Source organism: Klebsiella sp. RHBSTW-00484, assembly GCF_013705725.1.
GTDB lineage: Bacteria > Pseudomonadota > Gammaproteobacteria > Enterobacterales > Enterobacteriaceae > Klebsiella.
The window spans coordinates 5,529,345-5,555,497 of sequence record NZ_CP055481.1; the positions used below are offsets into that span (position 1 = coordinate 5,529,345).

18 protein-coding genes are annotated in these 26,153 nt (G+C 54.3%); 9 read left to right on the forward strand and 9 right to left on the reverse strand.

What is annotated here, in order from left to right; translation table 11 throughout:
* The first annotated feature begins 73 nt into the window (after nucleotides 1-73).
* From adhE to HV213_RS26020, 4 genes are all read left to right on the forward strand, one after another.
* Nucleotides 74-2,743, forward strand: a complete 2,670-nt coding sequence (gene adhE, locus HV213_RS26005) for a bifunctional acetaldehyde-CoA/alcohol dehydrogenase (protein ID WP_181483872.1) — start codon at nucleotides 74-76, stop codon at nucleotides 2,741-2,743.
* A 107-nt stretch (nucleotides 2,744-2,850) separates the two neighbouring features.
* On the forward strand, nucleotides 2,851-4,362 hold the full coding sequence (locus HV213_RS26010) for a CoA-acylating methylmalonate-semialdehyde dehydrogenase (RefSeq protein ID WP_181483873.1): 1,512 nt from the start codon (nucleotides 2,851-2,853) through the stop codon (nucleotides 4,360-4,362).
* A 206-nt stretch (nucleotides 4,363-4,568) separates the two neighbouring features.
* Complete coding sequence (locus HV213_RS26015; RefSeq protein WP_181483874.1) at nucleotides 4,569-5,711, forward strand: iron-containing alcohol dehydrogenase; 1,143 nt, start codon at nucleotides 4,569-4,571, stop codon at nucleotides 5,709-5,711.
* Nucleotides 5,712-6,035: 324 nt separating this feature from the next.
* Complete coding sequence (locus HV213_RS26020; protein WP_181483875.1) at nucleotides 6,036-7,244, forward strand: aldose 1-epimerase family protein; 1,209 nt, start codon at nucleotides 6,036-6,038, stop codon at nucleotides 7,242-7,244.
* 174 nt (nucleotides 7,245-7,418) lie between these two features.
* Here HV213_RS26020 and HV213_RS26025 read toward each other — a convergent pair whose 3' ends face one another.
* Nucleotides 7,419-7,964, reverse strand: a complete 546-nt coding sequence (locus HV213_RS26025) for a GNAT family N-acetyltransferase (protein WP_181483876.1) — start codon at nucleotides 7,962-7,964, stop codon at nucleotides 7,419-7,421.
* A gap of 64 nt (nucleotides 7,965-8,028) precedes the next feature.
* Nucleotides 8,029-9,402, reverse strand: coding sequence for a UDP-N-acetylmuramate:L-alanyl-gamma-D-glutamyl-meso-diaminopimelate ligase (gene mpl, locus HV213_RS26030; RefSeq protein ID WP_112216708.1), 1,374 nt, complete (start codon nucleotides 9,400-9,402; stop codon nucleotides 8,029-8,031).
* Nucleotides 9,403-9,577: 175 nt separating this feature from the next.
* Here mpl and fbp point away from each other — a divergent pair, with 175 nt between their 5' ends.
* On the forward strand, nucleotides 9,578-10,576 hold the full coding sequence (gene fbp / locus HV213_RS26035; protein WP_181483877.1) for a class 1 fructose-bisphosphatase: 999 nt from the start codon (nucleotides 9,578-9,580) through the stop codon (nucleotides 10,574-10,576).
* Nucleotides 10,577-10,619: 43 nt separating this feature from the next.
* Here fbp and yjfF read toward each other — a convergent pair whose 3' ends face one another.
* The 4 genes from yjfF to ytfQ all read right to left on the reverse strand — a co-directional run bounded on the left by yjfF (nucleotide 10,620) and on the right by ytfQ (nucleotide 15,217).
* Complete coding sequence (gene yjfF, locus HV213_RS26040; protein WP_181483878.1) at nucleotides 10,620-11,606, reverse strand: galactofuranose ABC transporter, permease protein YjfF; 987 nt, start codon at nucleotides 11,604-11,606, stop codon at nucleotides 10,620-10,622.
* Nucleotides 11,593-12,618, reverse strand: a complete 1,026-nt coding sequence (gene ytfT, locus HV213_RS26045; RefSeq protein WP_181483879.1) for a galactofuranose ABC transporter, ATP-binding protein YtfT — start codon at nucleotides 12,616-12,618, stop codon at nucleotides 11,593-11,595. The genes yjfF and ytfT overlap by 14 nt, the downstream gene beginning before the upstream one ends.
* Before the next feature lie 10 nt (nucleotides 12,619-12,628).
* Nucleotides 12,629-14,131 carry a galactofuranose ABC transporter, ATP-binding protein YtfR gene (gene ytfR / locus HV213_RS26050; protein ID WP_181483880.1) on the reverse strand — a complete coding sequence of 501 codons (1,503 nt, stop codon included), beginning with the start codon at nucleotides 14,129-14,131 and terminating at the stop codon, nucleotides 12,629-12,631.
* 129 nt (nucleotides 14,132-14,260) lie between these two features.
* Nucleotides 14,261-15,217 carry a galactofuranose ABC transporter, galactofuranose-binding protein YtfQ gene (ytfQ, locus tag HV213_RS26055; protein ID WP_181483881.1) on the reverse strand — a complete coding sequence of 319 codons (957 nt, stop codon included), beginning with the start codon at nucleotides 15,215-15,217 and terminating at the stop codon, nucleotides 14,261-14,263.
* A gap of 403 nt (nucleotides 15,218-15,620) precedes the next feature.
* On the opposite strand from ytfQ, the gene ppa reads away from it, so the two are divergent.
* The 4 genes from ppa (at nucleotide 15,621) to HV213_RS26075 (ending at nucleotide 20,101) form a co-directional block, all read left to right on the forward strand.
* The gene (ppa, locus tag HV213_RS26060) at nucleotides 15,621-16,148 is read left to right on the forward strand and encodes an inorganic diphosphatase (RefSeq protein ID WP_181483882.1); all 528 of its coding nucleotides are present in this window, start codon (nucleotides 15,621-15,623) and stop codon (nucleotides 16,146-16,148) included.
* Between the two features lie 76 nt (nucleotides 16,149-16,224).
* Nucleotides 16,225-17,415, forward strand: coding sequence for a hypothetical protein (locus HV213_RS26065; RefSeq protein WP_181483883.1), 1,191 nt, complete (start codon nucleotides 16,225-16,227; stop codon nucleotides 17,413-17,415).
* A 212-nt stretch (nucleotides 17,416-17,627) separates the two neighbouring features.
* Nucleotides 17,628-18,812 (forward strand): hypothetical protein, encoded by a 1,185-nt coding sequence (locus HV213_RS26070; RefSeq protein WP_181486529.1) that lies wholly within the window; start codon nucleotides 17,628-17,630, stop codon nucleotides 18,810-18,812.
* Entirely contained in the window at nucleotides 18,812-20,101 is a 1,290-nt protein-coding gene (locus HV213_RS26075; protein ID WP_181483884.1) for a beta propeller repeat protein, read from the forward strand. The genes HV213_RS26070 and HV213_RS26075 overlap by 1 nt, the downstream gene beginning before the upstream one ends.
* Nucleotides 20,102-20,281: 180 nt before the next feature.
* Here the strand turns inward: HV213_RS26075 and HV213_RS26080 are convergent, their stop codons facing one another.
* The 3 genes from HV213_RS26080 to tamA are packed head-to-tail and all read right to left on the reverse strand — an operon-like array spanning nucleotide 20,282 to nucleotide 26,135.
* Nucleotides 20,282-20,626 carry a gamma-glutamylcyclotransferase family protein gene (locus HV213_RS26080; RefSeq protein WP_181483885.1) on the reverse strand — a complete coding sequence of 115 codons (345 nt, stop codon included), beginning with the start codon at nucleotides 20,624-20,626 and terminating at the stop codon, nucleotides 20,282-20,284.
* Nucleotides 20,627-20,628: 2 nt separating this feature from the next.
* Nucleotides 20,629-24,405 (reverse strand): autotransporter assembly complex protein TamB, encoded by a 3,777-nt coding sequence (tamB, locus tag HV213_RS26085; RefSeq protein ID WP_181483886.1) that lies wholly within the window; start codon nucleotides 24,403-24,405, stop codon nucleotides 20,629-20,631.
* The gene (tamA, locus tag HV213_RS26090; RefSeq protein ID WP_181483887.1) at nucleotides 24,402-26,135 is read right to left on the reverse strand and encodes an autotransporter assembly complex protein TamA; all 1,734 of its coding nucleotides are present in this window, start codon (nucleotides 26,133-26,135) and stop codon (nucleotides 24,402-24,404) included. The genes tamB and tamA overlap by 4 nt, the downstream gene beginning before the upstream one ends.
* Between the last annotated feature and the right edge of the window lie 18 nt (nucleotides 26,136-26,153).

Below are 26,153 nucleotides of genomic sequence, written 5' to 3' on the forward strand. Positions count from 1 at the left end.
CGGAAGGTTTGGCGTCATTACAGTAAGGCACATGTTTTACTTAAGAGAATTCAATCCCTTATGGAGAAAACTTATGTCACTCACCACCAGTAATGATGACCTCGACGCGCTGGTCGCCCGGGTACGAAAGGCGCAGCAGGCGTATGCGAACTTTCCTCAGGAGAAAGTCGACAAAATATTCCGCGCTGCCGCTTTAGCCGCCGCTGATGCCCGCATTCCGCTGGCGAAAATGGCGGTCGCCGAGTCCGGCATGGGCATCGTGGAAGATAAAGTGATTAAAAACCACTTCGCGTCTGAATATATCTACAACGCCTATAAAGACGAAAAAACCTGCGGGGTTCTTGGCGAAGACGATGCCTTCGGCACCATGACCATCGCCGAGCCCATTGGGCTGATCTGCGGGATCGTCCCGACTACCAACCCAACTTCTACCGCTATTTTTAAATCGCTGATTAGCCTGAAAACCCGTAACGGCATCGTCTTCTCGCCGCATCCGCGGGCGAAAAACGCCACCAACCGGGCGGCAGAAATTGTGCTGCGCGCCGCAGTCGAGGCCGGTGCACCGCCTGACATCATTGGCTGGATTGATGAACCGACCGTGGATCTGTCCAACCGCCTGATGCACCACCCGGATATCAATCTGATCCTCGCCACCGGCGGACCGGGTATGGTGAAGGCCGCCTACAGCTCGGGTAAACCGGCCATTGGCGTCGGTGCAGGTAACACCCCGGTGGTCATTGATGAAACCGCTGATGTAAAACGCGCGGTGGCCTCCATTCTGATGTCCAAAACCTTCGATAACGGCGTGATCTGCGCCTCCGAACAGTCGGTGGTGGTGGTCGATACCGTCTATAACGCGGTGCGCGAGCGTTTCGCCAGCCACGGCGGCTATTTGTTACAGGGAAAAGAGCTGAAAGCGGTTCAGGGGATCCTGCTGAAAAACGGCGCGCTAAACGCGGCGATTGTCGGGCAGTCGGCGGTTAAAATTGCCGAAATGGCCGGGATCAGCGTGCCTGCCGATACCAAAATTCTGATTGGTGAAGTTAAAGTTATCGACGACAGCGAGCCTTTTGCTCATGAAAAGCTCTCCCCGACGCTGGCCATGTACCGGGCAAAAGATTTCGCCGACGCCGTAGAAAAAGCGGTGAAGCTGGTCGATATGGGCGGCATCGGCCACACCTCTTGCCTCTATACCGACCAGGATAACCAGGCCGCGCGGGTGATGACCTTTGGCGAAAAAATGAAAACCGCGCGCATCCTGATTAACACCCCGACCTCCCACGGCGGCATTGGCGATCTCTATAACTTTAGTCTCGCACCTTCCCTGACCCTGGGCTGCGGCTCCTGGGGCGGTAACTCTATCTCGGAAAACGTCGGGCCGAAGCATCTGATCAACAAGAAAACCGTGGCAAAGCGAGCTGAAAATATGCTGTGGCATAAACTTCCGAAATCCATCTATTTCCGCCGCGGCTCTCTGCCCATCGCGCTGGATGAAGTGATCACCGATGGCCATAAGCGCGCGCTGATCGTCACCGACCGCTTCCTGTTCAACAACGGTTACGCGGACCAGATCACCTCGGTGCTGAAAGCGGCGGGCGTCGAAACCGAAGTCTTCTTTGAAGTGGAAGCCGACCCGACGCTGACCATCGTGCGCAAAGGCGCAGAGCTGGCTAACTCCTTCAAGCCCGACGTCATCATCGCCCTGGGCGGCGGCTCGCCGATGGATGCGGCGAAAATCATGTGGGTGATGTACGAGCATCCGGAAACCCACTTTGAAGAGCTGGCACTGCGCTTTATGGATATCCGCAAGCGTATCTACACCTTCCCGAAAATGGGCGTCAAAGCCCGGATGGTGGCGATCACCACCACTTCCGGTACCGGCTCCGAAGTCACGCCGTTTGCGGTGGTGACCGACGATACCACCGGGCAGAAATATCCGCTGGCGGACTACGCCCTGACCCCGGATATGGCGATTGTCGATGCTAACCTGGTAATGGATATGCCGAAGTCCCTGTGCGCCTTCGGCGGCCTGGATGCGGTGACCCACGCTATCGAAGCCTATGTTTCCGTGCTGGCCTCCGAGTTCTCCGATGGCCAGGCGCTACAGGCGCTGAAGCTGCTGAAAGCGTACCTGCCGGCCTCTTACCATGAAGGCTCGAAAAACCCGGTGGCCCGCGAGCGCGTCCATAATGCGGCAACCATCGCCGGGATCGCCTTTGCTAACGCCTTCCTTGGGGTGTGCCACTCCATGGCGCACAAGCTGGGCTCGCAGTTCCACATTCCGCACGGTCTGGCGAATGCGCTGATGATCTGCAACGTCATCCGCTATAACGCCAACGACAACCCGACCAAGCAAACGGCTTTCAGCCAGTACGACCGTCCACAGGCCCGCCGTCGGTACGCAGAGATTGCCGATCATTTAGGCCTGAGCGCGCCGGGAGACCGCACCGCGGCGAAAATCGAGAAGCTGCTGGCGTGGCTGGAGAGCATCAAAGCCGAGCTGGGCATTCCGAAATCGATCCGCGAGGCGGGCGTGCAGGAAGGCGATTTCCTCGCCCACGTCGATAAGCTGTCCGAAGACGCCTTCGATGACCAGTGCACCGGCGCCAACCCACGCTATCCGCTGATTTCTGAATTGAAACAGCTGCTGTTAGACAGCTACTACGGAAATAAATACGAGGAAAAATTACCGGCCGCTGCCGCAGAAAAGCCCAGCAAAGCGGAGGCCGTCGCGCAGAAATAATCAGTTAATCAACATTCAAAAGAGTGGCTGACCCGGCGGTAAGTGATTACCGCCGCTCAGAGCCAGATTTTTAGAGAGAGTCGAAAGATATCATCATGGAGAAAAATATGACTACTGTACCAAGATTGAAATATTTCGTTGATGGTCAATGGCGCGTTTCGCAGACCGAACGCTATATGGACGTCTATAACCCAAGCACCGGCGAAGTCATGGCTCAAGCCCCCTGCTGCACCGAGCAAGAAGTGCTGGATGCCGTTGCTGCGGCCCGCAAAGCCTTCCCGGCGTGGTCAGATACTCCGGCGATTAAACGCTCGCAAATTATGTTCCGCGTTCGCGAATTATTAATGCAGCATCAAGAACGCTTAACCGAGCTGGTGGCAAAAGAAAACGGTAAAGCCTGGGGCGATGCCCAGGGCGACGTCTTAAAAGCGAAAGAAGGCACCGAGCTGGCTTGTTCTATCCCCACGCTGCTGGCGGGTGAAAACCTGATGGATGCTTCCGCCGGTATTGACACCAACCTGTACCGCGAACCGATTGGCGTGTTCGCTGGTATTGTGCCGTTTAACTTCCCGGCGATGATCCCGATGGGATGGATGGCGCCATTATGCGTCGCTTCCGGTAACACCATGGTCATTAAAGCCGCCAGCATGACGCCGATGACCTGTATGGAAATCACCAAACTCTATCAGGAAGCGGGCGTGCCGGATGGGGTTATCAACGTCGTGACCTGTTCACGTAATGAAGCCGATATTCTGCTGACCCATCCAGACGTTAACGGCGTCTCCTTCGTCGGATCCACCTCCGTGGGCCTACACGTTTACTCCAAAGCCGCCGCCCATGGCAAACGCGTCCAGGCGCTATGCGAAGCAAAAAACCACGCGCTGGTGCTGGCTGACGCGCCGATTAACCGCACCGCCGCAGGGATTATCAACGCCGCTTTCGGCTGCGCGGGCGAGCGCTGCATGGCGCTGCCGGTCGTCGTGGTGCAGGAAGAGATTGCCGATAAGCTGATTGCCGCCGTCGTCGAAAAAGCCAAACAGCTGAAAATCGGCCCCGGGTATCTGCACGATACCGATATGGGTCCGGTGATTTCCAAAGATCACAAACAGTCGGTTATCAATTGGATTAATAAAGGCATCGAAGAAGGCGCGAAGCTGGTGCTTGATGGTCGCAATACCACGGTACCGGGCCTGGAAAAGGGCTTTTACGTTGGTCCAACCGTGCTGGATCATGTGACCGAAGAGATGAGCGTCGGGACCCAGGAAATCTTCGGGCCAGTGCTGTGCTTTAAACGGGTGAAAACCTTCGAAGAAGGTCTGCAGTTAATGAACAATAACCCGTTCGCCAACGGTTCGGTTATTTTCACCCAAAGCGGCTACTACGCACGTGAATTCCAGAAACGCACCCACGGCGGCATGGTGGGAATTAACGTTGGTATCCCAGTACCGGTTGGCGTGTTCCCGTTCTCAGGCCATAAACAGTCGTTCTTCGGCGACCTGCACTGCCTGGGCAAAGACGGCGTGCGTTTCTATACCGAATCAAAATGCGTGACCTCGCGCTGGTTTGATGAAGAAGAAGCAAAACGCGAAAAAGTCGACTCCTGGGACGGTACGATTTAATCGGAAATATAAATATTATCCTAAATAATTCAAGTTGCCGGGAAGCCAGCACACCAGTAGCTTGAAGTATGACTAGTATAACTCCCTCCAGATATTGCTGAGGCAATATCTGGAGTAATACTCAGAATTTTTTACTCTGCATTTATCGTTTGAATATTAATGAACAATGCATACTAAAAAATTTCAATATTAAACTGGAGTTTCCTATGACCCTTTCATTCTCAATTCCACGCAGTATTATTTATGGCGAAGATGCTTTAGAACATCTGTCGACGCTGAGCGGAAAAAAAGCCGCATTAGTCACCGGCGGAAGTTCAATGAAGCGATTTGGTTTTCTGGATAAAGCCATCGGCGAACTAAATAAAGCGGGTATGGAATGCATTGTTATCGATAATGTCGAGCCCAACCCGTCCATTAAAACCGTCTGGCGCGGCGCAAAAGAGATGCTGGCGTTCGAACCGGACTGGATTGTGGCGATTGGCGGCGGCTCCGCGCTGGATGCCGCCAAGGTGATGTGGTGTTTCTATGAGCACCCAGAGCTGAAGTTTGAAGACATTATCCCCGTCGGCTCCATGCCGCCGCTACGTAACAAAGCCCGGTTTGTAGCCATTCCCTCCACCAGCGGCAGCGCCTCTGAAATCACCGCATTCTCGGTGATTACCGATACGGCGAATCATATTAAATACCCCATTGTTGCCGCCGACCTGGTGCCGGATATCGCCATCCTCGACCCGACGATCCCTGCCAAAATGCCGCCGCACGTTACCGCTCATACCGGGATGGACGTCATGACCCATGCGCTCGAAGCTTATGTGTCCACTGCAGCCAACTCGTTTACCGATCCCTATGCCGTCGAGGCCATTCGTCTGGTGTTTGAGCATCTGGAAACCGCATACCGCTCACCTGATGATTTAAACGCGCGTATGCATATGCATAATGCCTCTGCGCTGGCGGGGATTGCCTTTACTAACGCATCATTAGGGTTAGTGCATTCGATGGCGCATAAAATAGGTGGTGAATTTGGTATTACCCATGGCCTGGCAAACGCCATTATGTTGCCTTATATCATCCAATATAATGCGAAGTTCACTAAAAAATATCGCCAGCTGGAAGAGGCCTTAGGAATAAATAATTTGATTGAGGCGCTCAATGAGCTGAATAAGCGTCTGGGCATTCCGAAAACGTTAAGTCAATGTGATGAAGTTGAGATCAATGAAGTCACCTTCGTTAATGTACTCGACAGAATGAGCGGTAATGCCGTTGACGATCCGTGCACGTTAACTAACCCTAATTATCCTTCAGTTCAGGATGTGAAGGGTTTATATACCAAAGCATTTTACGGCGCATGATGTTCATCGCACCCTTTTTTTAAGATAAAAAGTCGTTAAAGAAGGCCGCATGGGTAACCAGATCCCCTGCGGCCTTCTTGTTTCTGTAAGCATATAACATCCCACGCAAAATCAAAGCTGAATCGTTAAAGCTAAAATTGATTAAATTCACATAATTTTTAGTAACAACACATTGTTGTTACCGATTAAAGCGATCCATTCCTCATTTGCAAATATGAAATAGCGTGTTTTCTCACCAGGTGAGGCACTTCACATTTTCATCATCCACTTGCCACTAAATTCCTTACATCAGAAACACAATCGATTCAGCAAAAGGAATGAAAAATGAAAAAGACATTAGCTTTGACAGCAATTGCGATGCTTATCTCTGCGCCAGCCATGGCTAAAACGTGGGTGCTGACAAGCGCTGAAAGCGGCATGGATAAAGGAAACTGGCAGATAACCAGCGACCAGCTGAAGATTAAAGATCATCATTTCAGCATCGAGCAAAAAGTCCTTCACGGCGGTAAACAAGAAGGCAGCAAAATCCTGGTAATCCACAGCAAAGACGGCCTGACTATCACTCTAAGCCCAACTCGCGGCATGAACTTGCTGAAAATCGAAGGATTCGGTTCACGAATGGGTTGGGATTCGCCAGTGAAAGAGGTGGTCAACCCGGCCTTTATTAACCTCGAAAGCCGCAACGGTCTGGGATGGCTGGAAGGTTTCAATGAGATGATGGTGCGCTGCGGCTACGAATGGACCGGTCACCCGGTGACTGCTGATGGGCAGATTTATACCCTGCATGGCAAAGTCGGTAATACGCCCGCCTCACAGGTGGAAGTTGAAGTGGCAGATACCGCGCCGTATGAAATCCGCATTCGCGGACTGGTGAAAGAGAGCACTTTCAAGAAAGCAGATTTGCAGACCATGACCGAGCTGCGCTATGTGCCCGGCAGCAACAGCTTCAGCCTGCATGATGTGTTAACCAACCATGCCGACTATCCGCATGACTATCAAATTATCTACCACAGCAACTTCGGTAAGCCGATCCTCGAAGAGGGCGCGCGATTCCTGGCACCGATAGCCAGCATCAGTCCGTTCAATGATTATGCCAAAGCCGGTTTAAAAACGTGGCAAACCTATGCCGGTCCGACTAAAGATTTCGATGAAATGGTGTTTAATATGCAGCCGCTAGCGGACGAGAATCACCAGACGCTAGCTGCAGTGGTCAATAAAGCCGGAGATAAAGGGGCATCGATTCAGTTTGATACCCGCCAGCTGCCAGTGCTGACGCTGTGGAAAAATACCGATACCGAGAAACAGGGCTACGTCACCGGTATTGAGCCGGGCACCAGCTACGCCTATCCGGTAACCATTGAGCGTGAACAGAAACGCGTTAAGCAGCTTCAGCCTGGGGCCAGCACCCAATTTGACCTGACCTATACACTGCTGCACAGCAGCGAGCAGGTGGCCGACGTTGAGAAGAGAATTGCGGCGATTCAGGGCGACACCAAAGTGGCAGAAAACGAAACGCCGATCGCGAAGGAGTGATTTCGCTCCTGAGTATGTCCCGGGTTGCGGCGTAAACGCCTTACCCGGGCTACCAAACCTGCAGACGGCTGTAAACCCGTAGCCCGGCTAAGCGCAGCGCGAGCCGGGGAGAAAGTAGCGCCGGGGCATCAGAACAGGCTTTATCCCGGAAGCGATGCTGCGCATCTGTCCGGGCTACAGAACCGTGACTGCACCAACCTGATCCATGACCACCTGACGCAAATCCTGCGCAAAGCGCTGATACTGCACCTCATCAATCGGCTGCGGATAACTCAACACAATCAACTCATGATCGGCTATCCCTTGATGATAGGTCGGGTGGCTATGTGACCAGGTATTCGCGTAAAAGCCCATCGTTTCATAGAAGCGCAGGCGCTTATGGGCTATCTCGCTGGTCAGCGGATCAATTTCCAGAATAGTTAGCGGTTCACGTTTGAGGATTTCAGCCAATAGCTGCTTGCCGTAGCCGCGCGAGCGCAGCGTATCGTCAATAGCCAGATGCTCAATATAGCTGTAATCGGCAAAACGCCAGCAACCGCTCAGCCCGATAAACAACGCGTCGTCAAACCAGGCTTCCAGCACATAATTCTGATTGTGAAGCGCCTGCAGTTTAGCATCGGCTTCACGTTGTTCATGCCACGGAAACGCCCGACAGTACAACGCATCGAGCGCGGGAAAATGAGCGGAATTGGGGGAGGTCACTCTTTCAGAGATCAACATGACAGCTCCTGGTCACAAAAGACAGCTGCCCTCGCGTGGAGGGCAGCCAAACGAAGCGTATTGCTTACTCGGTCGCGGCGGCTTTTTGAGCCAGTTTATCCAGCAGCTTCTGATGGATACCGCCAAAACCGCCGTTACTCATCACCAGGATGTGATCACCCGGATGCGCCGTTTTGACAATCATATCCACCAGCGTATCAACATCAGCGCTCCAGTGGGCAGGCTGTATGCAGGCATCGGCAACTTCAGCCACCAGCCACGGAATATGCTGCGGCTGCAGCAGGAAGACTTCATCTGCACGCCCGAGAGACGGTGCCAGATCGTCTTTGCTAAGCCCCATCTTCATCGTGTTGGAACGCGGCTCAAGCACGGCAAGAATACGCGCAGTGCCGCCGACCTTACCGCGTAATGCCTGCAGGGTCGCCAGAATCGCCGTCGGATGGTGGGCAAAGTCGTCATATACGGTAACGCCGTTGGCTTCGCCGCGCAGCTCCAGGCGACGACGGGCATTGATAAAGCTGCCCAACGCATTGGCCGCGTCAGCAGGCAGCACGCCCACATGACGGGCGGCGGCAATCGCCATCAGGCCGTTATGCATATTATGCTCTCCGACCAGCGCCCACTTCACTTCCCCCACTTTCTCGCCGTCCAACCACACTTCCCATGAGGAAGCATCGGTGGTGAGTTTTTTCGCCTGCCAGTGGCCCTGCTCGCCAACCAGCTCCTGCTCGCTCCAGCAGCCCATCGCCATCGTCTGTTTCAGATTGATGTCGTTTTCCGGCAGGATAATTTTGCCTTTGCCCGGCACGATGCGCACCAGGTGATGGAACTGTTTCTGAATCGCTTTCAGGTCGTCAAAAATATCCGCATGATCAAACTCAAGGTTGTTGAGAATCAGCGTGCGCGGGCAGTAATGAACAAACTTGGAGCGTTTATCAAAGAAAGCGCAGTCGTATTCATCGGCTTCAATCACGAAGAATGGGCTGTCGCCAAGTCGCGCGGAAACATCAAAGTTACCCGGTACGCCGCCGATGACAAATCCCGGCTTATAGCCGCAGACTTCGAGGATCCAGGTCGCCATTCCGGCAGTGGTGGTTTTTCCGTGCGTCCCGGCTACCGCCAGCACCCAGCGATCGCGCAGCACGAAATCGTGCAGCCACTGCGGCCCGGACATGTACGGAATGTTGTTTTCCAGCACCGCTTCCACGCATGGATTTCCGCGCGTCATCGCGTTACCGATGATCACCAGATCCGGCTGAGGATCCAGCTGGCTGGCATCATATCCTTGAATTAACTCAATCCCCTGGTTTTCCAGCAGAGTACTCATTGGCGGATAAACATTCGCATCCGACCCCGTTACCTCATGACCGAGGGAACGCGCCAGCATCGCCAGCCCCCCCATAAACGTGCCACAGATTCCTAAAATATGAATGCGCATTCGTCACTTCCTTCTCTAATCTGAAGCACAGTTTACCGGGATGTGGGGGGGGAAAGAAATGCATTTCAGGCGAATCCGTATTTTGCTGGCGCGATTCACCTGTGCGAGATTTTTTTATTCTTTGTTAAGATTGTTGCGTTCGTTTTACTTCACATAAACATGCAGGGAACGGGTTATGAAAACGTTAGGTGAATTTATTGTCGAAAAGCAGCACGAGTTCTCTCACGCGACTGGCGAGCTGACTTCATTATTATCGGCAATAAAGTTAGGCGCCAAGATCATCCACCGCGATATCAACAAGGCCGGTCTGGTCGATATCCTGGGTGCCAGCGGTGCTGAAAACGTTCAGGGCGAGGTGCAGCAAAAACTCGACCTGTTTGCGAATGAAAAATTAAAAGCAGCACTGAAAGCACGCGATATTGTCGCCGGGATCGCCTCCGAAGAAGAAGATGAAATCGTCGTCTTTGAAGGGTGTGAACACGCTAAATACGTGGTACTGATGGACCCTCTGGATGGTTCCTCTAACATCGACGTTAACGTCTCCGTCGGAACGATTTTCTCTATCTACCGCCGCGTCACGCCGGTAGGTACGCCTGTTACCGAAGAAGATTTTCTGCAACCGGGCAGCAAACAGGTCGCTGCGGGCTATGTGGTTTACGGTTCATCGACCATGTTGGTCTATACCACCGGCTGCGGCGTTCACGCCTTCACCTATGACCCGTCTCTTGGCGTCTTCTGCCTGTCCCAGGAGCGCATGCGCTTCCCGGCAAAAGGCAACACCTACTCCATCAACGAAGGTAACTACATCAAGTTCCCGATGGGTGTGAAGAAGTACATTAAATATTGCCAGGAAGAAGATATCGGCACCCAGCGCCCGTACACCTCGCGCTATATCGGCTCTCTGGTGGCGGATTTCCACCGCAACCTGCTAAAAGGCGGCATCTATCTCTACCCAAGCACCGCCAGTCACCCGGACGGTAAGCTACGTCTGCTGTACGAATGCAACCCGATGGCGTTCCTTGCAGAACAGGCGGGCGGCAAGGCCAGCGACGGTAAAGAGCGCATTCTGGATATCATCCCGGAAAGCCTGCACCAACGCCGTTCCTTCTTCGTCGGCAACAACCATATGGTTGAAGACGTTGAGAACTTAATTAAAGAGTTCCCGGACGCGTAAGACCCCTCTTCCCCTCCCACCATTCGGGAGGGGATATTTACTCTCAGTGCCCTACCCTTGTAACCGGCGAGCTCTGTCGATTCTCCCACAGCACCGTCAGGCCGCGCTGAAGCGCAATAAAGACAAACAGCAGGATCCCGATGGCGATTTTGGTCCACCATGAACTCAGGGTGCCGTCGAAGTTAATGTACGTCTGAATCAGCCCCTGAATCGCCACACCAAACAGCGTGCCCAGCACCGTCCCCACGCCACCACTTAACAGCGTGCCACCAATAACCACCGAAGCAATGGCGTCCAGTTCAACGCCAACGCCCGCCAGCGCATAGCCTGCCTGGGTATAAATGGAGAAGACAATTCCCGCCAGCGTCGCCAGCCCGGTGGAGAGCATATAGATGCGGATCGTGGTACTGCGCGTAGAGATGCCCATCAGGTTCGCCGAGGTGGCGCTGCCGCCGATGGCGTAAACCTGATTGCCAAAGCGAGTGCGGTGGGCCATAAAAATCCCGGCGACCACCATCAGCAGCATCAGCAGACCCATCGCGCTTAAGCGACCGCCGCCGGGGATCATCCATGCCAGGCTGGAAAGCGAATCATAGACCGGGTGATCGATAGGAATCGACTCTTCAGAAACCAGGTAGCTGACGCCCCGCAGGAAAAACATTCCGGCGAGAGTGATGATAAACGCCGGGATTTTCAGCGCATCAATCAGCAGGCCCATAAATGCGCCAAAGGCGCAGCCCATCACCAGCACCAGCGGAAACGCCACCAGCGGCGAGATCCCCCAAAAGCCGATCGCTTTGGCAAGAAAGACCCCGGTAAACGCGATCACCGAACCCACCGACAGATCGATCCCGCCGGAGAGGATCACAAAGGTCATGCCGACGGCAATGATCCCAAGGAAAGCGTTATCGGTCAGGATATTGCAGATCACCCGCGTCGAGGCAAAGCCGGGAAATTGGGTCAGGCAGTAGAGATAACCCAGCACAAACACCGCCAGGGTGATCATTAACGGTAAATTACGTTTTATCATGGCCACGTATCCCCTTCAGTATGCTGATAAAGCGCGGCGACTGAACGATCAGTACGCACAACACCACCACCGCTTTGACTACCTGATTAAGCTCCGGCGGGAATCCTGACAGCAGGATCCCGGTATTCATCCCCTGGATGATCAGCGCCCCGACCACCGAGAGCAGCAGGTTAAAGCGCCCGCCCATCAGCGAGCCGCCGCCGATCACCACCGCCAGAATAGCGTCCAGCTCCAGCCATAATCCGGCGTTATTGGCATCGGCACCGCGAATATCCGCCGCCACGATAATCCCGGCGATAGCCGCACAAACGCCGCTTAATACGTAGGCCAGCATCACCACGATGCGGGTATTCACCCCGGCGTTTTTCGCCGCACGGATGTTAATGCCCACCGCTTCAATAAACATCCCCAGCGCGGTCTTGCGGGTAAACAACCAGAATAGCGCCAGCGTAACGATGGCAATGATCACCGGCGTCGGGAACAGCAGCAGAGATCCGCTGCCGAGCCAGGCAAGATGTGGAGAATCAAAGGTCACGATCTGCCCGGAAGTGATCAGTTGGGCAACTCCGCGTCCGGCCACCATCAGGATCAAAGTGGCGACGAACGGCTGGATCTTCAGTATCGCGACCAGAATCCCATTCCACAGGCCGGCCAGCGCACCGGCCGCCAGTGATGCCAGCAGCACAACGGTCAGGCTATGGCCCGCCACGGTCATCGACGCCGCCGTGGCTCCGGCAATCGCCATCACCGCGCCCACAGACAGGTCAATCCCACCAGTGGCGATAACCAGCGTCATGCCGATCGCCAGCAGAGCTACCGGCGCTGCACGGTTCAAAATATCAATCGGGCTGCCGAACAGCCGTCCTTCCTGCAACACTATCTGGTAGAAATGCGGGGCCACCAGGCTATCAACGACCAGCACCAACAGCAGTGCAATAATTTGCGGCATCCCTTTTGGCCAGCTAAAGCGTCGTTTTGGCTGGCCGGTTTTCGGAACAGATCGAGGCATCATCGGTTACTCCTTATGCCGCAATAGCGTTCATGATCGCCGGGACGGAAAGCTCGCTCAGAGCCAGTTCCGCAACCTGTTGGCGATCGCGCATGATAATCACCCGGTCGGCATAACCCACCAATTCCTCCAGCTCCGAAGAGATAACCAGCAGCGCCAGGCCATCGGCGCAGAGGGTTTCAATCAGGCGGATGATCTCCGCATGGGCACCCACGTCGATACCGCGAGTCGGCTCATCGAGGATCAAGAACTGCGGTTTGGTCAGCAGCCAGCGCGAGAGCAGCACCTTCTGCTGATTGCCGCCGGAGAGGAATTCGATCGGCTGCTCGGCGCTGGGGGTACGGATCCCCAACTGGCGAATAAAACGCTCGGCAATCTCATTTTGTTCGCGCCGACCAATCGGTCGCAGCCAGCCGCGCTGTGCCTGGAGCGCGAGAATGATATTTTCCCGTACCGAGGCGGCGGCGATGATGCCGTCGGTTTTACGATCCTCCGGGCAAAAGCCGATTCCAAGGCAGGAGGCCTGATGCGGCGAGCGCAGGGTTTGCGGCTTACCTTTGATCCACGCTTTGCCGCTGTCGGCGGGTTTGATGCCGAAAATGACCTCAGCGGTTTCCGTGCGCCCTGAGCCTAACAGGCCCGCCAGGCCGACGATTTCCCCGGGGCGAACCTGCAGATTAAACGGGGCGATAGTGCCTTTTTTGCCAAAATCCTCGAAGGCGGCAACCGGTTTGTCGCTTAGCAGAGTGCGGCCCGCACGCTGCAGGGCGTTATGCTCCAGCTCGCGGCCCAGCATCATTTTCACCAGTTCAATTTGCGGCAGCTCGCGGGTTTCCCGACAGCCGACAAAGCCGCCATTACGCAAAACGGTGATCCGGTCGCTAACGGCATAAACCTGGTCGAGGAAGTGGGTGACGAAAATCAGGCTGACGCCGCTATCGCGCAGTTGGCGCATCAGGGTAAACAACATCTCCACTTCCTGGGTATCCAGGCTGGCGGTGGGTTCATCAAGAATTAAGACTTTTGCTGACAGGTCGATCGCCCGACAGATAGCAACAATTTGCTGCATCGCGACCGAAAAGCGGTTGAGCGGCTCGCGCACGTCGAGGGAAAAACCGTAGGATTCCATCAGCGCCGTGGCGCGCTTTTCCATCTCTTTGCGCCGCAGCAGGCCAAAACGCCGTGGTTCACGACCAATAAACAGATTATCCGCCACCGACATGTTCGGCAGCAGGTTCACTTCCTGATAAACGGTGCCGATCCCCAACTGCTGGGCATGGGCGGTATTCTTCGGCGAGATCTCCTGACCTTCCAGCCAGATGCTGCCACTGTTGGCATGGTAAACACCGGTCAGCGCTTTGATGAGCGTTGATTTTCCGGCTCCGTTCTCGCCCAGCAGCGCCATGATTTCACCGCGCCGCAGGCTGAAATTAACGTTATCCAGCGCTTTGACGCCGGGGAAATGCTGGCAGAGTCCCTCGGTACGGAGGATTTCCAGATTGGTTTCAGTGGTCATTGTGCGCTCCCCCTCACCCTAGCCCTCTCCCCGTGGGGGAGAGGGGACATATTGTGCCCAACTAGCAACCCGCACCGCCCGGCCCCCTCTCCCTTTCAGGGAGAGGGTTGGGGTGAGGGTATCAGCCACTCAGTAGCCCATATTTTTCTTCTTCTCTAACTCTTCTTTCGCCGTGTCCGGTAAGTAGAGCGTCGATTTGGTGATGGTCACTTTCTCCGGCAGAGTGCCGTCTTTTTTGTATTTCTCCAGCGCATCGAACGCCGGGCCGGCCATATTCGGCGTCAGCTCTACGCTGGCGTTAGCTTCACCAGCGATCATCGCTTTATAGATATCCGGCACGCCGTCGATAGAACCGGTCAGAATATCTTTGCCCGGCTTCAGCCCGGCCTCTTTAATCGCCTGAATCGCGCCGATCACCATGTCGTCGTTATGGGCGTAAACCATGCAGATGTTCTTGCCGTTATTTTCCGCTTTGATAAAGCTCTCCATCACTTCTTTGCCTTTACTGCGGGTAAAGTCGCCAGACTGGGAGCGGATAATTTTGATATTGGAAGCTTTAGAAATCGCTTCGGCGAAGCCTTTCTTACGGTCAATCGCCACGCTGGCCCCGACGGTACCCTGTAGCTCAACGACGTTACACGGTTTACCGTCGATGGTTTTGATCAGCCACTCGCCAATCAGCTGGCCTTCCAGCACGTTGTTGGCGGTGACGGTGGTCATGTAGAGATCTTTGTCTTTAACATCAATAGAACGGTCAAGCAGGAACACCGGGATTTTGGCTTCTTTCGCTTCTTTTAATACCGGCTCCCAGCCGGTCGCGACCACCGGGGCAATAAAGATGGCGTCGACACCCTGAGCAATAAAGGAGCGTACGGCTTTAATCTGGTTTTCCTGTTTTTGTTGGGCGTCAGCAATCTTCAGAGTGATGCCGCGCTTGGCGGCTTCCTCTTTCGCAACGTTGGTTTCAGCCGCACGCCAGCCGGATTCAGAGCCGACCTGAGAAAAACCTACGGTCAGAGGGGCAGCCATCGCCATAGACGACATAGCTGCGGAAACTGCTGTGACAAGAAGTAAGCGCTTCCACATAAGAGGATCCTCGTAGGGTTATTGTTGGTTAAAGCCTCACCTGCGGACAAACTATAGACAATCGGAGATGTAACTGAATGCGTTACATCACACTTCAAAAAAGTTAATCAGGTGTTAACTGACGTGATTCGCGGCAGTAGAGAGCCGGTGAGGCTTCGCGACCTGCGCCATCCTCACCATTTATGCCGGAATTTTTCACACTTTGAGATATCAAGCATATGCGATGAAAACGGTTACATAAATTTATTCAGGATGCAGCTATGTTTATGGATTTTCAGGTTGTCTTGCGGCAAAAAATTCAGACTTCGCCCACCTGTTCTGGGGAAAAAGAAGCAAAGACATTCGATGTGAGTTGGCTATAATACCGGGCACTTGTTTGCCATACATTTTAAAGGAAACAGACATGAGCTTACTCAACGTCCCTGCGGGTAAAGATCTGCCAGAAGACATCTACGTTGTTATCGAAATCCCGGCTAACGCTGACCCTATCAAGTATGAAATTGATAAAGACACCGGTGCGCTGTTTGTTGACCGTTTCATGTCCACGGCGATGTTCTATCCGTGCAACTACGGTTACATCAACCACACCCTGTCTCTGGACGGTGACCCGGTAGACGTTCTGGTCCCGACTCCGTATCCGCTGGAGCCAGGTTCTGTTGTTCGCTGCCGTCCGGTTGGCGTGCTGAAGATGACTGACGAAGCCGGTGAAGATGCGAAGCTGGTTGCGGTTCCGCACACCAAGCTGAGCAAAGAATACGATCACATCAAAGATGTGAACGACCTGCCAGACCTGCTGAAAGCGCAGATCACCCACTTCTTCGAGCACTACAAAGATCTCGAAGCGGGCAAATGGGTAAAAGTTGACGGTTGGGACAACGCTGAAGCGGCTAAAGCTGAAATCGTTGCTTCCTTCGAGCGCGCTAAGAAGTAATCTCTTTCAGGCAGGGCGGCCCGCCCTGCCTGTTTGCAGCCACGGAATGCTGCAGCCTTGCACAAGAGGGAACCTTGTGAAAAACACCCGCTATTTCACGCTGAATTTTACCGGATTTACCCATGCCGCTTCCGAGGAGCAAAGCTATTTGCGCCTTGTGAATGGCGACCACGTTTTTTATACCGATACGCGTTACTTCCAGGATCCCACGCTTTTTGAGCAGCTTAAGCTCAACCAGCCGCTGCATATTGGCGCTCGCCGCCTGCCGGATGGCAGCTTCTGGATCCACTGGCTGAGTGATGGCAACCTGCTGCTCGAACCGGCCCGGCCGTCGCTGAAAGGCAAACTACTGGCGTTTTTTATCGGCACGCTGGCGTTTATCGCCGCAGCGTACCCAGCATACTTCTCCACCACAACTTGGGTGGTTATTGTTTTTGGTGTTATCGCCGCGCTGGCGCTAGTGCCTGCGCTGATGGGCATCGGCGGGCTGTTGCATCGTTTTGCGCAAAAAATACACCCCGGAATGCGTGGACTCATGGCGAGAATGAGCCTGGCACGACACAAAGACGTTTCATTCTGCCAGCCGGTGCCGCCAGCCGACGGGGGCAATAAGCCGTCGTTTTTCGGCGATCCCGAGCTTCCTCAACGCTTCAGCATTGAGGAAGGGGAAATTAAGAGCCTCTATTTTAAGAAGTGGTCCACCGGCGCAGGAAAAACGCATCGCGACTATCACGGCGTCCTGTTCCAGTGTAACGCCGCGCCGCTCTCTTTCTCCTGGCAAACCACCGGCACCCGATGGGGCCTCCACCCTCTTTTTTACCGCCGTCATCCGCCTTTTCTGGCTGGCGGCGATCGAATAATCGCCGTATATCGGCGCGACAATCGCGATATTCAAGCGCTTTATAACGGCAGCGACGGCGGCGCTTATCTGAAAGCTCATCCGTTCTATCCCGGCGAACAACAAATGTCGCTGGTCTATAAGGTGTTTTATAGCATCGCGCTAGTCATGTTCCTGTTTATGTTCGGCCTGGAGCTGAATGATATGCGAGCGTCCGGTTGGGACGTCTGGAAACTCGCTGCGGACTCTCTCGACATGCTTGCATTACTGTTGTTATGCATCGGCGGGATAATCGCGCTCCTGGAACTGTGCAGCCTGGCGACCCGACAACTTTCAAGCCGCGTGGGCGACTGGATAGCGTTACAGCGTGCATTTAAGCACTACCTCGGTCGCGCCGGAGCCGACATCTCGCTTCAGGAGCTAATGTAATGTTCAGCACTATAAAGCGTCGGTTGTTATTTCTCTCGCTGACAACGCTGGCGGCCTTTCTATGGTCCAGTAAGTTTGTCTTTAACCTCTTCTGATAATACGCCCTACTGAGTAGCGAAGAGAGAAGTGGAACGACCTATTATCAGCGCTTTTACCGACAGCTGGCGGTTTGCGGAAACGAAACGCCGCCATTTCACAGAGGAAGGAACCGTGTGAAAAATACTCATTATTTCACTATAAATTTTACAGGCTTCACCACCGCGGCTTGCGAAGAGCAAAACTATTTACGTCTTATAGAAGGTGAGCGTGTTTTTTATACCGATAAACGTTATTTTAAGGATCCTTCGCTATTCGAATGTCTGAAAATCAATCAGCCGCTGCATATCGGCACCTGCCGCTTGCGGGACGGCAGCTTTTGGATCCACTGGTTGAGCGACGGTAACGTTTTACTCGAACCACACCAGCAGCCGCTGAAAGGCGGATGGTTTTTCGGTGTGCTGGCGCTAATCGCTGCAGGTCTGGTCGCTTTCAGTTCTGCATATTGGATATTAATATTCACCATGCTGGTTGTAACGTCAATGTTGGTGAGTACCCGTAGCCTATCCTGTATTTTCCAGAATCTATCCCCTAAGATGTACGACTTGATAGCGAAAATGAATCTGGCCCGTCGAGGGGACGTTTCATTCTGTCAGGTGTTGAATTCAACGCCGCCCATCCCCCCAGACAACATTCCCCCCTTAGCCAATGATAAGACTCTTCAAGAATATTTGCTTCTTGAAGACGGCGTGATATCAAATAGTTACTATAAAATATGGGGAAATAAACTTAACGGAAAATATTATTCCTTAAGGGAGGGTGTGATATTCCAGTTCATTACTCCAATGTTATGCTTTCCCGCACAGTTTACCTGGCTGGTCAATTCCTTCACCTATAATCTCCACCCGATTGTTTATCGCCGCCATCCGCCGTTCCTTGCCGATGGCGACAAGATTATTACAGCACGCCAGCATGGATATAATGATATTCAGGCATTATACAACGTCAGTAGCGGCAGTATTTATTTGAAAAATAGTCTTTTGCATCCCGGCAGGCAGCAGATGTCGTTAATTTATAAAATCGCTTATGGCCTTGTCCTGATAGTTACTCTTTTCACTCTCAACATAAGGCTACGTGTCCCTCAGAGCGATCTGGAAGGTTTACAATATATCAGCGAAATATTTAACGTAGTTTTCCCCATATTGATACCGATCAACATCATATTAATTGTGATGGAACTGGGCTATCTGGCTACCCGTCTCCTGTCGCGCAGGATAGCCCACAAAATTAAATTACAACAAGCAATAATACGCTACGCCAGGCACGCCGGAGCTAGTATCACTCCTCAGGAGCTGATGTAATGTTCAGCACGATAAAGCGCCGGTTACTGTTTCTCGCGATAGTCACACTGGCGGCGTTTCTGTGGTCCGCGACGTTTTCGTTTAATCTCTTCCTGCCCAACATCTCGTGGCACCAGAAACAACTGAGCGGCGAGGAAAAAGAGGTTGAAGAGCCCATTCTCAGCAGCTTTGCCAACGGCGCGCTGTTTATCAGCCACGAACAGCTGTTTACTATAAAAAGCTACGAACTGGACAAAAAACAGCGGCGCGTTATTCACCATTACAATCCGCCGCTTGAGCGAATAACGCCTCTTATGCCGCAGTTACTTAACGTCCGTCTGGTGGCAAAAGAGCAGTTGGAACGCGATATTAAAGGCCGGTATAACCGGTTTACTTCTGCCGATCGCTGGGATGATAGATATAACATTCCGCTGACCAGCATCATGCACCTGGACCACCAGGGTCAGCTCCAGACTTCTGCACTATGGCTGGGAAACATCGACACACCGGTCTGCTCACTTCAGGGCCACTGTTATCTGGTCGCCGATGGGCCTTTTCACGCTAACAAGAGCGTCTGGTACAGCCCGGACGGTGGCGTCAACTGGCAGCAGCAGACGCAGTGGCGCTTTCCTGAGCCAGATACTCCATCACGTTTTTATTCCCAGAAACTGGTCAGCGCCGATGCTGGCAAGCTATGGCTGGCGGACCAGTACACGCTTTCCGTTTCAGAAGACCAGGGACAAAGCTGGAAAATTACGGCCGATATTCGTCCGCTGTTAAAACGTAACAATATCCAGTTGGACAATACCGCAGAACAGTCTGCCAGACTGAGCCAGCTACGCTGGTATATCGATAACCACCAGCAATTTCTGGCCGACGTCACCGTTTCGCTTCCCGAAGGCCGGGGAGAACGGCGTTTTCTCTATAAAATTATCTCCGCACAACAGGAAAAAATTCTCGCCACCAATATCCGTGATATTGCCCGCTCGCCGCAGGGAGAAATTTTCTTCATCAGCAGAGTAAGCGCTTCACGCTATGGGCTGTATCGGCTACAACAAAACGGTACGCCGCAACGGGTGCTTGAGCATATCGCTCAATTAGGGAAAATTTATGCCGGGAACAATCTGCTGGCGGTAGAAAAAGATATTGGCGACAGAACACATTTGTATCTTTCCCGCGATGGCGGTAAGAATTGGCAACGCTATAATCTGCCGGGTAAAAACGTCGTTTTTGATGGCGCTGGCGATCGGTTTATCCGTTTCCCTGAGTATTACCGTACGTTGAACTATCAGATCGGTACATTTGAATAATCCGGCCGACCATATGGATAGGGTTTAGCTGATCCTGCCGACCGGTTTCCAGCCGTCTGCGGGCCGGTAGCCCGGACAGGTGCGCCAGCGCCGCCTCCGGGGAACTAAGCGCTACGCTAAGCCGGGCGACAAAAACACCCGCAGATAAAACAACGCCACCCGAAGGTGGCGTTATCGTTATTAATACTGGTCTTTATCCAACCAGTTGCCGCTTTCTATCAGCGTGAAGCCCTCGACAGGGCGCTGATAGACGTACATCCAGGCGCTGCCATAGGGCGTCTGGATCAGGTGACGAGCATACTCGCCGCCTTTGGTACGCAGCGCATCTAATTCGGCCAGCGTCGATGCGTCAATACGATAGACCTCACCATGTACCGTGCCATTGCCGGGCACCGCGCCTGGATAGTGGCCCAGGCTGTACAGTTGATAATCATTGACACTATGATCGCCCAGCCACTGAGCGTTGGTCATCCAGTGGCTGTTGCCTTGCTTGCGTCGTAAACTGCCGTAAACAAATATTCGCATTGCTAAAACTCAAACTGATAGAGCACATCGAGAGCCTGGTCTACGCCAGACACGGCTTCCATATATAGCTTAGGCATCAGACGATAGCGTAACGTCAGCGTCGCCAGGGAGTCAAAAATCCCGACCCCATATTTTACCTGCAGACCCGGCAATACATAGCCGCTAACTACCACCTGGGAGGAGTCGCCCACTCCCTCGGTATCCAGCGCCAAATTGCTTACGCCAAACGTCTCACCGATTTTACCCACAACCTGACCACTTTGTGCAACCCCCATACCAATAAGCATTGAGGTCATGGCCGCACTATCGCTCTGTCCACTGCTTAAACCCTGCCCTCGCAGCAGGTAAGAAAGCGCTTCTTGCTGCGACATCACCGGGTCGGAGAAGATCTCCGCCTTCGGCTGATCGGCTGAGCCCGTTACGCGAACCCCGGCGATCACGTCGTCTTCTGTGGCATCCGGGTTGCGAATAGCTTCGATATTCAACAACGGCTGATCCGGTGGACCGGAGAACAGCAGCTCGCCTTTACGCACGATCAGGTCCTGCCCATAGGCATGGAAGCGGCCGTCCGGAATGTTGATCTGTCCGTTCAGCCCCAGCCCCTGTTTATCCTGAGCCACCTTCAAATCGCCGGTTAAACGCGCTTTCAGACCGAATGCTTCCAGGCGAACGTTATTACCGACGTGGATCGTCAGGTTACTGTTGATGGGGATACCGGCACTCTGCTGCTTAATCGGTTGCAGGTTTTTATCCAACATCACCTCGTCAGAGGAGACCCCGACGGCGCTCTCCGGAACATCTTTGACGATGATACGCGCCCACGGTATATCAACGTTGCCGTCAAGGCTAAACAGGCTTGGCGTGGCGGTGAAGACCACATCCGGCGACACGTCGAGACGCACCATCGGCGGCACGGTAATTCGTACCCGGCTGCCCTTCGCCGCAATTTGCGCACGCCAGTTGTCAATCTGCGTCCAGTCGGCGTTGCCGCTAAGCGCAATCTGCCCCTGTCGGGTATTCACCGTGCCCTGTAGGGTCGAGCGGGTACCGGTGAAATTCATCGCCAGCTGGCTCGGCTGCATATCAAACGGCATAAAGTTGCCGTCAATATCCACGCCGTTGAGCTGCATCTGACCGAACAGTTGCGGGCTCTGGAGGTTACCACCAAGAGTCAGACGCGCGTTGAGTTTCCCTTCGGCCTTCTCGCCACGTGAGAAGATAGGGTTGATCATCGCCAGCGAGAAGTTGCTGATATTAACGCTACCGCCCAGATTACGGCGACCCTGCGGATCGGTGACGTCAACCTGTCCATCCAGTTGACCGTTATTGGTCAGACGAATCAGCCAGCCCAACTGAGCACGGTTATTATGCAGATCGGCAGTGAGGTTCAGCGTATCGAACGCCACCGGCAGCGGCGCATCGTTAATCGTCTGAGTCACCTTCACGTTACGCCCGTTCAGCGTCACTTTGCCCTGCGGCAGCCCCTCTTTGGTGGTGTCCCAGCTCACGTCAGCGTTACCGCTAAACACGCCGCTGGCCAGCGTCTCTTCTGGCATAAACGGTTTGAGCATCGCCAGGTCGAAACGGTTGAGGTTGACCACTGCATGCCCGCTAGCCCCGGCGTCAATGGTCTGCGGCACGCACAGCTCGGCGTTCGGGTTGGTCCAGCAGTGTGGTCCGATACTGATTTTCTGCTCGAGGTTACGGTAATCCAGCGCGATATCACGCGTCAGCGCAACCGGCCCTACCGGCGTCTGGAAGCGGGTGTTGCTCAGCGCCCCTTTCCAGCGCTCCTCTTTACGGTCAAAGCTCCCCGCCAGCGACAGCTGTCCTGATACCGGGTCACCCTGCACTCTCAGCTGCAGGTCGTGCTGTTTCTCGTTGCCCTTGGCATTGAGCTGCACCAGGCTGATATTGACGCCCGGCTGGCTAATACGGTCAACGCGCACGTCGAGGGTGCCGCCAATTTGGTCGGTTGATTTAACGTCACCCTTCACGTTCACCTGAGCAACAGATAGCTCCTGCCAGCGCAGCGCACGGGCGGTGATATCTGCCAGCAACTGCGGCGCATCAACGGTGCCGCGCACTTTCACCAGCCCCTTCGCCGTGCCGCCGAGGCCCGGCAGCGCGTTGTCGAGATGCGGTGCATCAATGGTGGCGTCGAGGTTAAGGTCTTTGACCCCCAGTTCGCCTTTCACGTCGGCGCTATTAGGGCCTAGCGCCAGATGCAGGCCGGGGATTTTCCACTGCATATAGCTGTTGCCCTGCAGCGAGCCGCTCACGTCAACTTTATTCTGTTTCACGTTACCGGTGATCTTCAGCTCCGGCACCGACATCTGCCAGCTACCACCGTACAGGCTGCCCTGAGTCTTAATCAGACCGTTGAGCTTCGACGGCCAGTCCGGTACCTCTTTGGCAGTATTGATGCCGTCAAGGGTCAACTCGCCGCGCCAGCTGATTGCCTGCTGCCAGTCGAGCAGCACTTTCAGCTCAGTCTTCCCTTCCAGCGCGGCGACGGTCAGCTTATCGAGATTGACCTGTTGCTCATTGCCCTTCGCATTCAGGTTAATCTTCGCCGGAGGCAGCGATTTCCCTTTCACCGCAGTGCTGAAGGCCAGGGTGTAGTCGGTCATTTTGCCGTTAAATTTCAGCAGCACATCGTCAGCCTGGAACTCTTTCTCGCCGGTAAACGGCCAGTAGAGCTGCTTACTTTTCACTTCCATATCCAGCGGCAGCCCAGCTTCCGCCAGCTGCGCTTCAGCGCGTAGCGTCATCGCCACGGAACCGGCTAAATCCACGCCGACCGTCAGCTTTTTACGTACTTCGCCACCGACTTTCAGCTGTACCTTCTCGCCCTTGAGCGGGTCGATGTTCAGCGTACTATTGAGGGTGATATCAACCGGCCAGTTGTCCTGCAGCTGAGCGCTACCGGAAGCGGTGACTTTCCCCTGGTCAGAGTCCACGTCCAGCGCGTCCAGCTTCATCTGCCCATCAATGCTGCTCACTTTAAGCAGCAGATTGTAGATGGTCATATCGGTATCGCCGGTCAGGCGCAGCTGTTCGCCGCGGAACTCCTGGATATTGAGATTCAGCGGCAGATGGACGTCGGCCATTTCCGGCAGCACCGGCTTCGAGAAGAGGTCTTTCATCGTCTCGCCGAGCGGTTTTTCTTGCGGCTGCGGGTTTTCAATCTTCGGCTCGACGACCTGCTCCTGCGCGACTTTCGCCACTTTCGGCAGCGCGATCAGCAGCCCTTGCAGCGAAGTCGGCGTCAGGGTCAGGTTTTTCTCCTGCCAGTTCAGGCCGGTAGAAAAGTCGCGTACCGAAACGGCGGTATCGTCGATTTTCACGTTGACGTTATGCAGCGCCACTCGGCTGAGGGTAATCGGATACGGGGTAGAAAGATTCAGCGGACCGCTATCTTCTTCCTCAACCGGTGCCGCTGGCGGCATTTTGCTGGTATCTATCGCCACGTAGATATCACGCAGCGAAATATCGTTAACGCACAGGCTGCTGTCCCACAGGCAGCGCAGCTTGACGCCAAGGTGGAATTGACCGGCGGTAACCGCCACGCCCGGCTGTTCAAAGCGCACGTTCTCCAGCGTCAGATCGCGCCAGCCGCCGGTGGCTTTGCCAATCTCCAGCCCTGGCACCCAGCGGTCGGCGGCTTTAATCACCAGATGCAAGCCGGTGGTGGTGCCGACCAGAAATCCAACCGTCCCCAGCAGCAACACTAAAAAGATCAGTACGCCGAGGCTTATTTTCTTCCATAAACTCATAATTCTGGCCCCAGACCGATGTAAAACTGCAAACCGTGCTCTTCTTTGTCGCCTATCGGCCTGGCGATATCCAGCTTGATCGGCCCGACCGGCGACTGCCAGCGCACGCCCATGCCCGCGCCGGTTTTGAAATCACTCTTACGGATATCGCTCACCGCTTCGCCGCTGTCGACGAACACCGCGCCCCACCACTTACCGGTCACGTTGTACTGATATTCCAGCGAGCCGGTAGCCAGCTTCGAGGCCCCCATCAGCTTGCCATCATCGTCTTTAGGCGAGATAGATTTGTATTTATACCCACGAATGCTGCGGTCGCCACCGGCGAAGAAACGCAGATCTGGCGGGACCTTGCTGAAGTTATCGGCTTCAATCCAGCCGAGGTTACCGCGCACCACGAAGCGGTGGCGATCGTAGAGGGTACGGATCCAGACGTCCTGCGCCTGCATCACGATAAAGTTAATGTCCGAGCCCCACATGGTGTTGGAGTAGTCCACCGAGTAGCGCTGCGAATCACCCCAGGTCGGCATCAGGCCGCCGCGCGAACGGGTACGGTTCACCGACACGCCCGGATAGATCAGCATCGTGGTGTTGGTGACGTTGGCCTGGGTAAAGTGGTCAAGGCTCCAGCGCAGATTGAGCGCGCGCTGCCAGCCGCTCGACATCTCCCAGTAGCGCGACACGGCCAGAGTTGTGGAATCGGCTTTGGTGTCGTTGAGATCCGTACGCTTGAAGCCGCCCTGCATCAGGTAGTACTGTTCCAGCGGGCTTTTTAACAGCGGGACTTTATAGCTGAAATCGAGCTGCTGTTCAGGGGCGGAAACGCTGAGGCTGGAGGTCAGGCTATGACCGTAGGAGTTCATCCACGGCTTTTTCCACGTCCCTTTGACGCGCGGTCCGACGTCGGTGGAATAGCCGACGCCGGTTTCAACGGTATTCTCTTTACGCGGGGAGACCACGCCTTGTAAAGGCAGAACTTTGGTCTGGCGAGACTTTTCAAACTGCGGTGCCACAACGACAGAGCTAAACCAGCCGGTTGCCGCCAGGCGGCGGTTGAGTTCGGCTAAATCCTGCGAGGTGTAGTAGTCGCCCTGCTTAAACGGCACCAGGTTTTGCAGGTATTCGTCGCGAATCTGCGAACCTTCAAAGGTCACAGGGCCAAAACGGTAGCGTTCGCCGCTGTTGTAGTCGATATCCCAGAAGGCCTGATGTCTGTCGAGAGAGACGCCGAGCTGGCTTTTATTAAACTCGCTATCAAAATAGCCTTTACGCAGCGCAACGCGAGTCAGGGAGCTTTTGAAGCCATCATAGTCGCTGTGATTCAGCACGGTACCGATAGCCGGGCGCGTTTTGAGCAGATCCAGATAATCGCTATCAGTACGCGCTCCACCGCGCAGAATAACCTCAGTGCCGCCAATACGCACCGGCTCACCGGGCGTGACTTTGGCAATCAGCACCTGGCGGCCCTTCTTCGGCGGTGGACGTAAATCAAAATCGATCGTCGGTTCGTAGTAGCCCAGCGCTTTCAGGCCTTCGCGGATGGCGTCATCAACGCGCGCACGGAAGCGCCGGTCCGGCGTCACTTCATCGCTCTGGATCGTGGATAGTTGGGCGCGGACGTTTTTTTCCAGTTCCCCGGATAACCCCTCAACCTGCAAACGCACGCTCGCTGCGCTGGCGACCCCGCTGACCAGCAAAAGGCTGGTGATACATAACTGGCGGATTTGTAGCACGTTTTCTCCTGAATATCC

Bases quoted from the DNA above. Each gene is read 5' to 3' on its own strand.
- adhE (WP_181483872.1), top strand. From the start codon at position 74: ATGTCACTCACCACCAGTAATGATGACCTCGACGCGCTGGTCGCCCGG.
- HV213_RS26010 (WP_181483873.1), top strand. From the start codon at position 2,851: ATGACTACTGTACCAAGATTGAAATATTTCGTTGATGGTCAATGGCGC.
- HV213_RS26015 (WP_181483874.1), top strand. From the start codon at position 4,569: ATGACCCTTTCATTCTCAATTCCACGCAGTATTATTTATGGCGAAGAT.
- HV213_RS26020 (WP_181483875.1), top strand. From the start codon at position 6,036: ATGAAAAAGACATTAGCTTTGACAGCAATTGCGATGCTTATCTCTGCG.
- HV213_RS26025 (WP_181483876.1), bottom strand. From the start codon at position 7,964: ATGTTGATCTCTGAAAGAGTGACCTCCCCCAATTCCGCTCATTTTCCC.
- mpl (WP_112216708.1), bottom strand. From the start codon at position 9,402: ATGCGCATTCATATTTTAGGAATCTGTGGCACGTTTATGGGGGGGCTG.
- fbp (WP_181483877.1), top strand. From the start codon at position 9,578: ATGAAAACGTTAGGTGAATTTATTGTCGAAAAGCAGCACGAGTTCTCT.
- yjfF (WP_181483878.1), bottom strand. From the start codon at position 11,606: ATGATAAAACGTAATTTACCGTTAATGATCACCCTGGCGGTGTTTGTG.
- ytfT (WP_181483879.1), bottom strand. From the start codon at position 12,618: ATGATGCCTCGATCTGTTCCGAAAACCGGCCAGCCAAAACGACGCTTT.
- ytfR (WP_181483880.1), bottom strand. From the start codon at position 14,131: ATGACCACTGAAACCAATCTGGAAATCCTCCGTACCGAGGGACTCTGC.
- ytfQ (WP_181483881.1), bottom strand. From the start codon at position 15,217: ATGTGGAAGCGCTTACTTCTTGTCACAGCAGTTTCCGCAGCTATGTCG.
- ppa (WP_181483882.1), top strand. From the start codon at position 15,621: ATGAGCTTACTCAACGTCCCTGCGGGTAAAGATCTGCCAGAAGACATC.
- HV213_RS26075 (WP_181483884.1), top strand. From the start codon at position 18,812: ATGTTCAGCACGATAAAGCGCCGGTTACTGTTTCTCGCGATAGTCACA.
- HV213_RS26080 (WP_181483885.1), bottom strand. From the start codon at position 20,626: ATGCGAATATTTGTTTACGGCAGTTTACGACGCAAGCAAGGCAACAGC.
- tamB (WP_181483886.1), bottom strand. From the start codon at position 24,405: ATGAGTTTATGGAAGAAAATAAGCCTCGGCGTACTGATCTTTTTAGTG.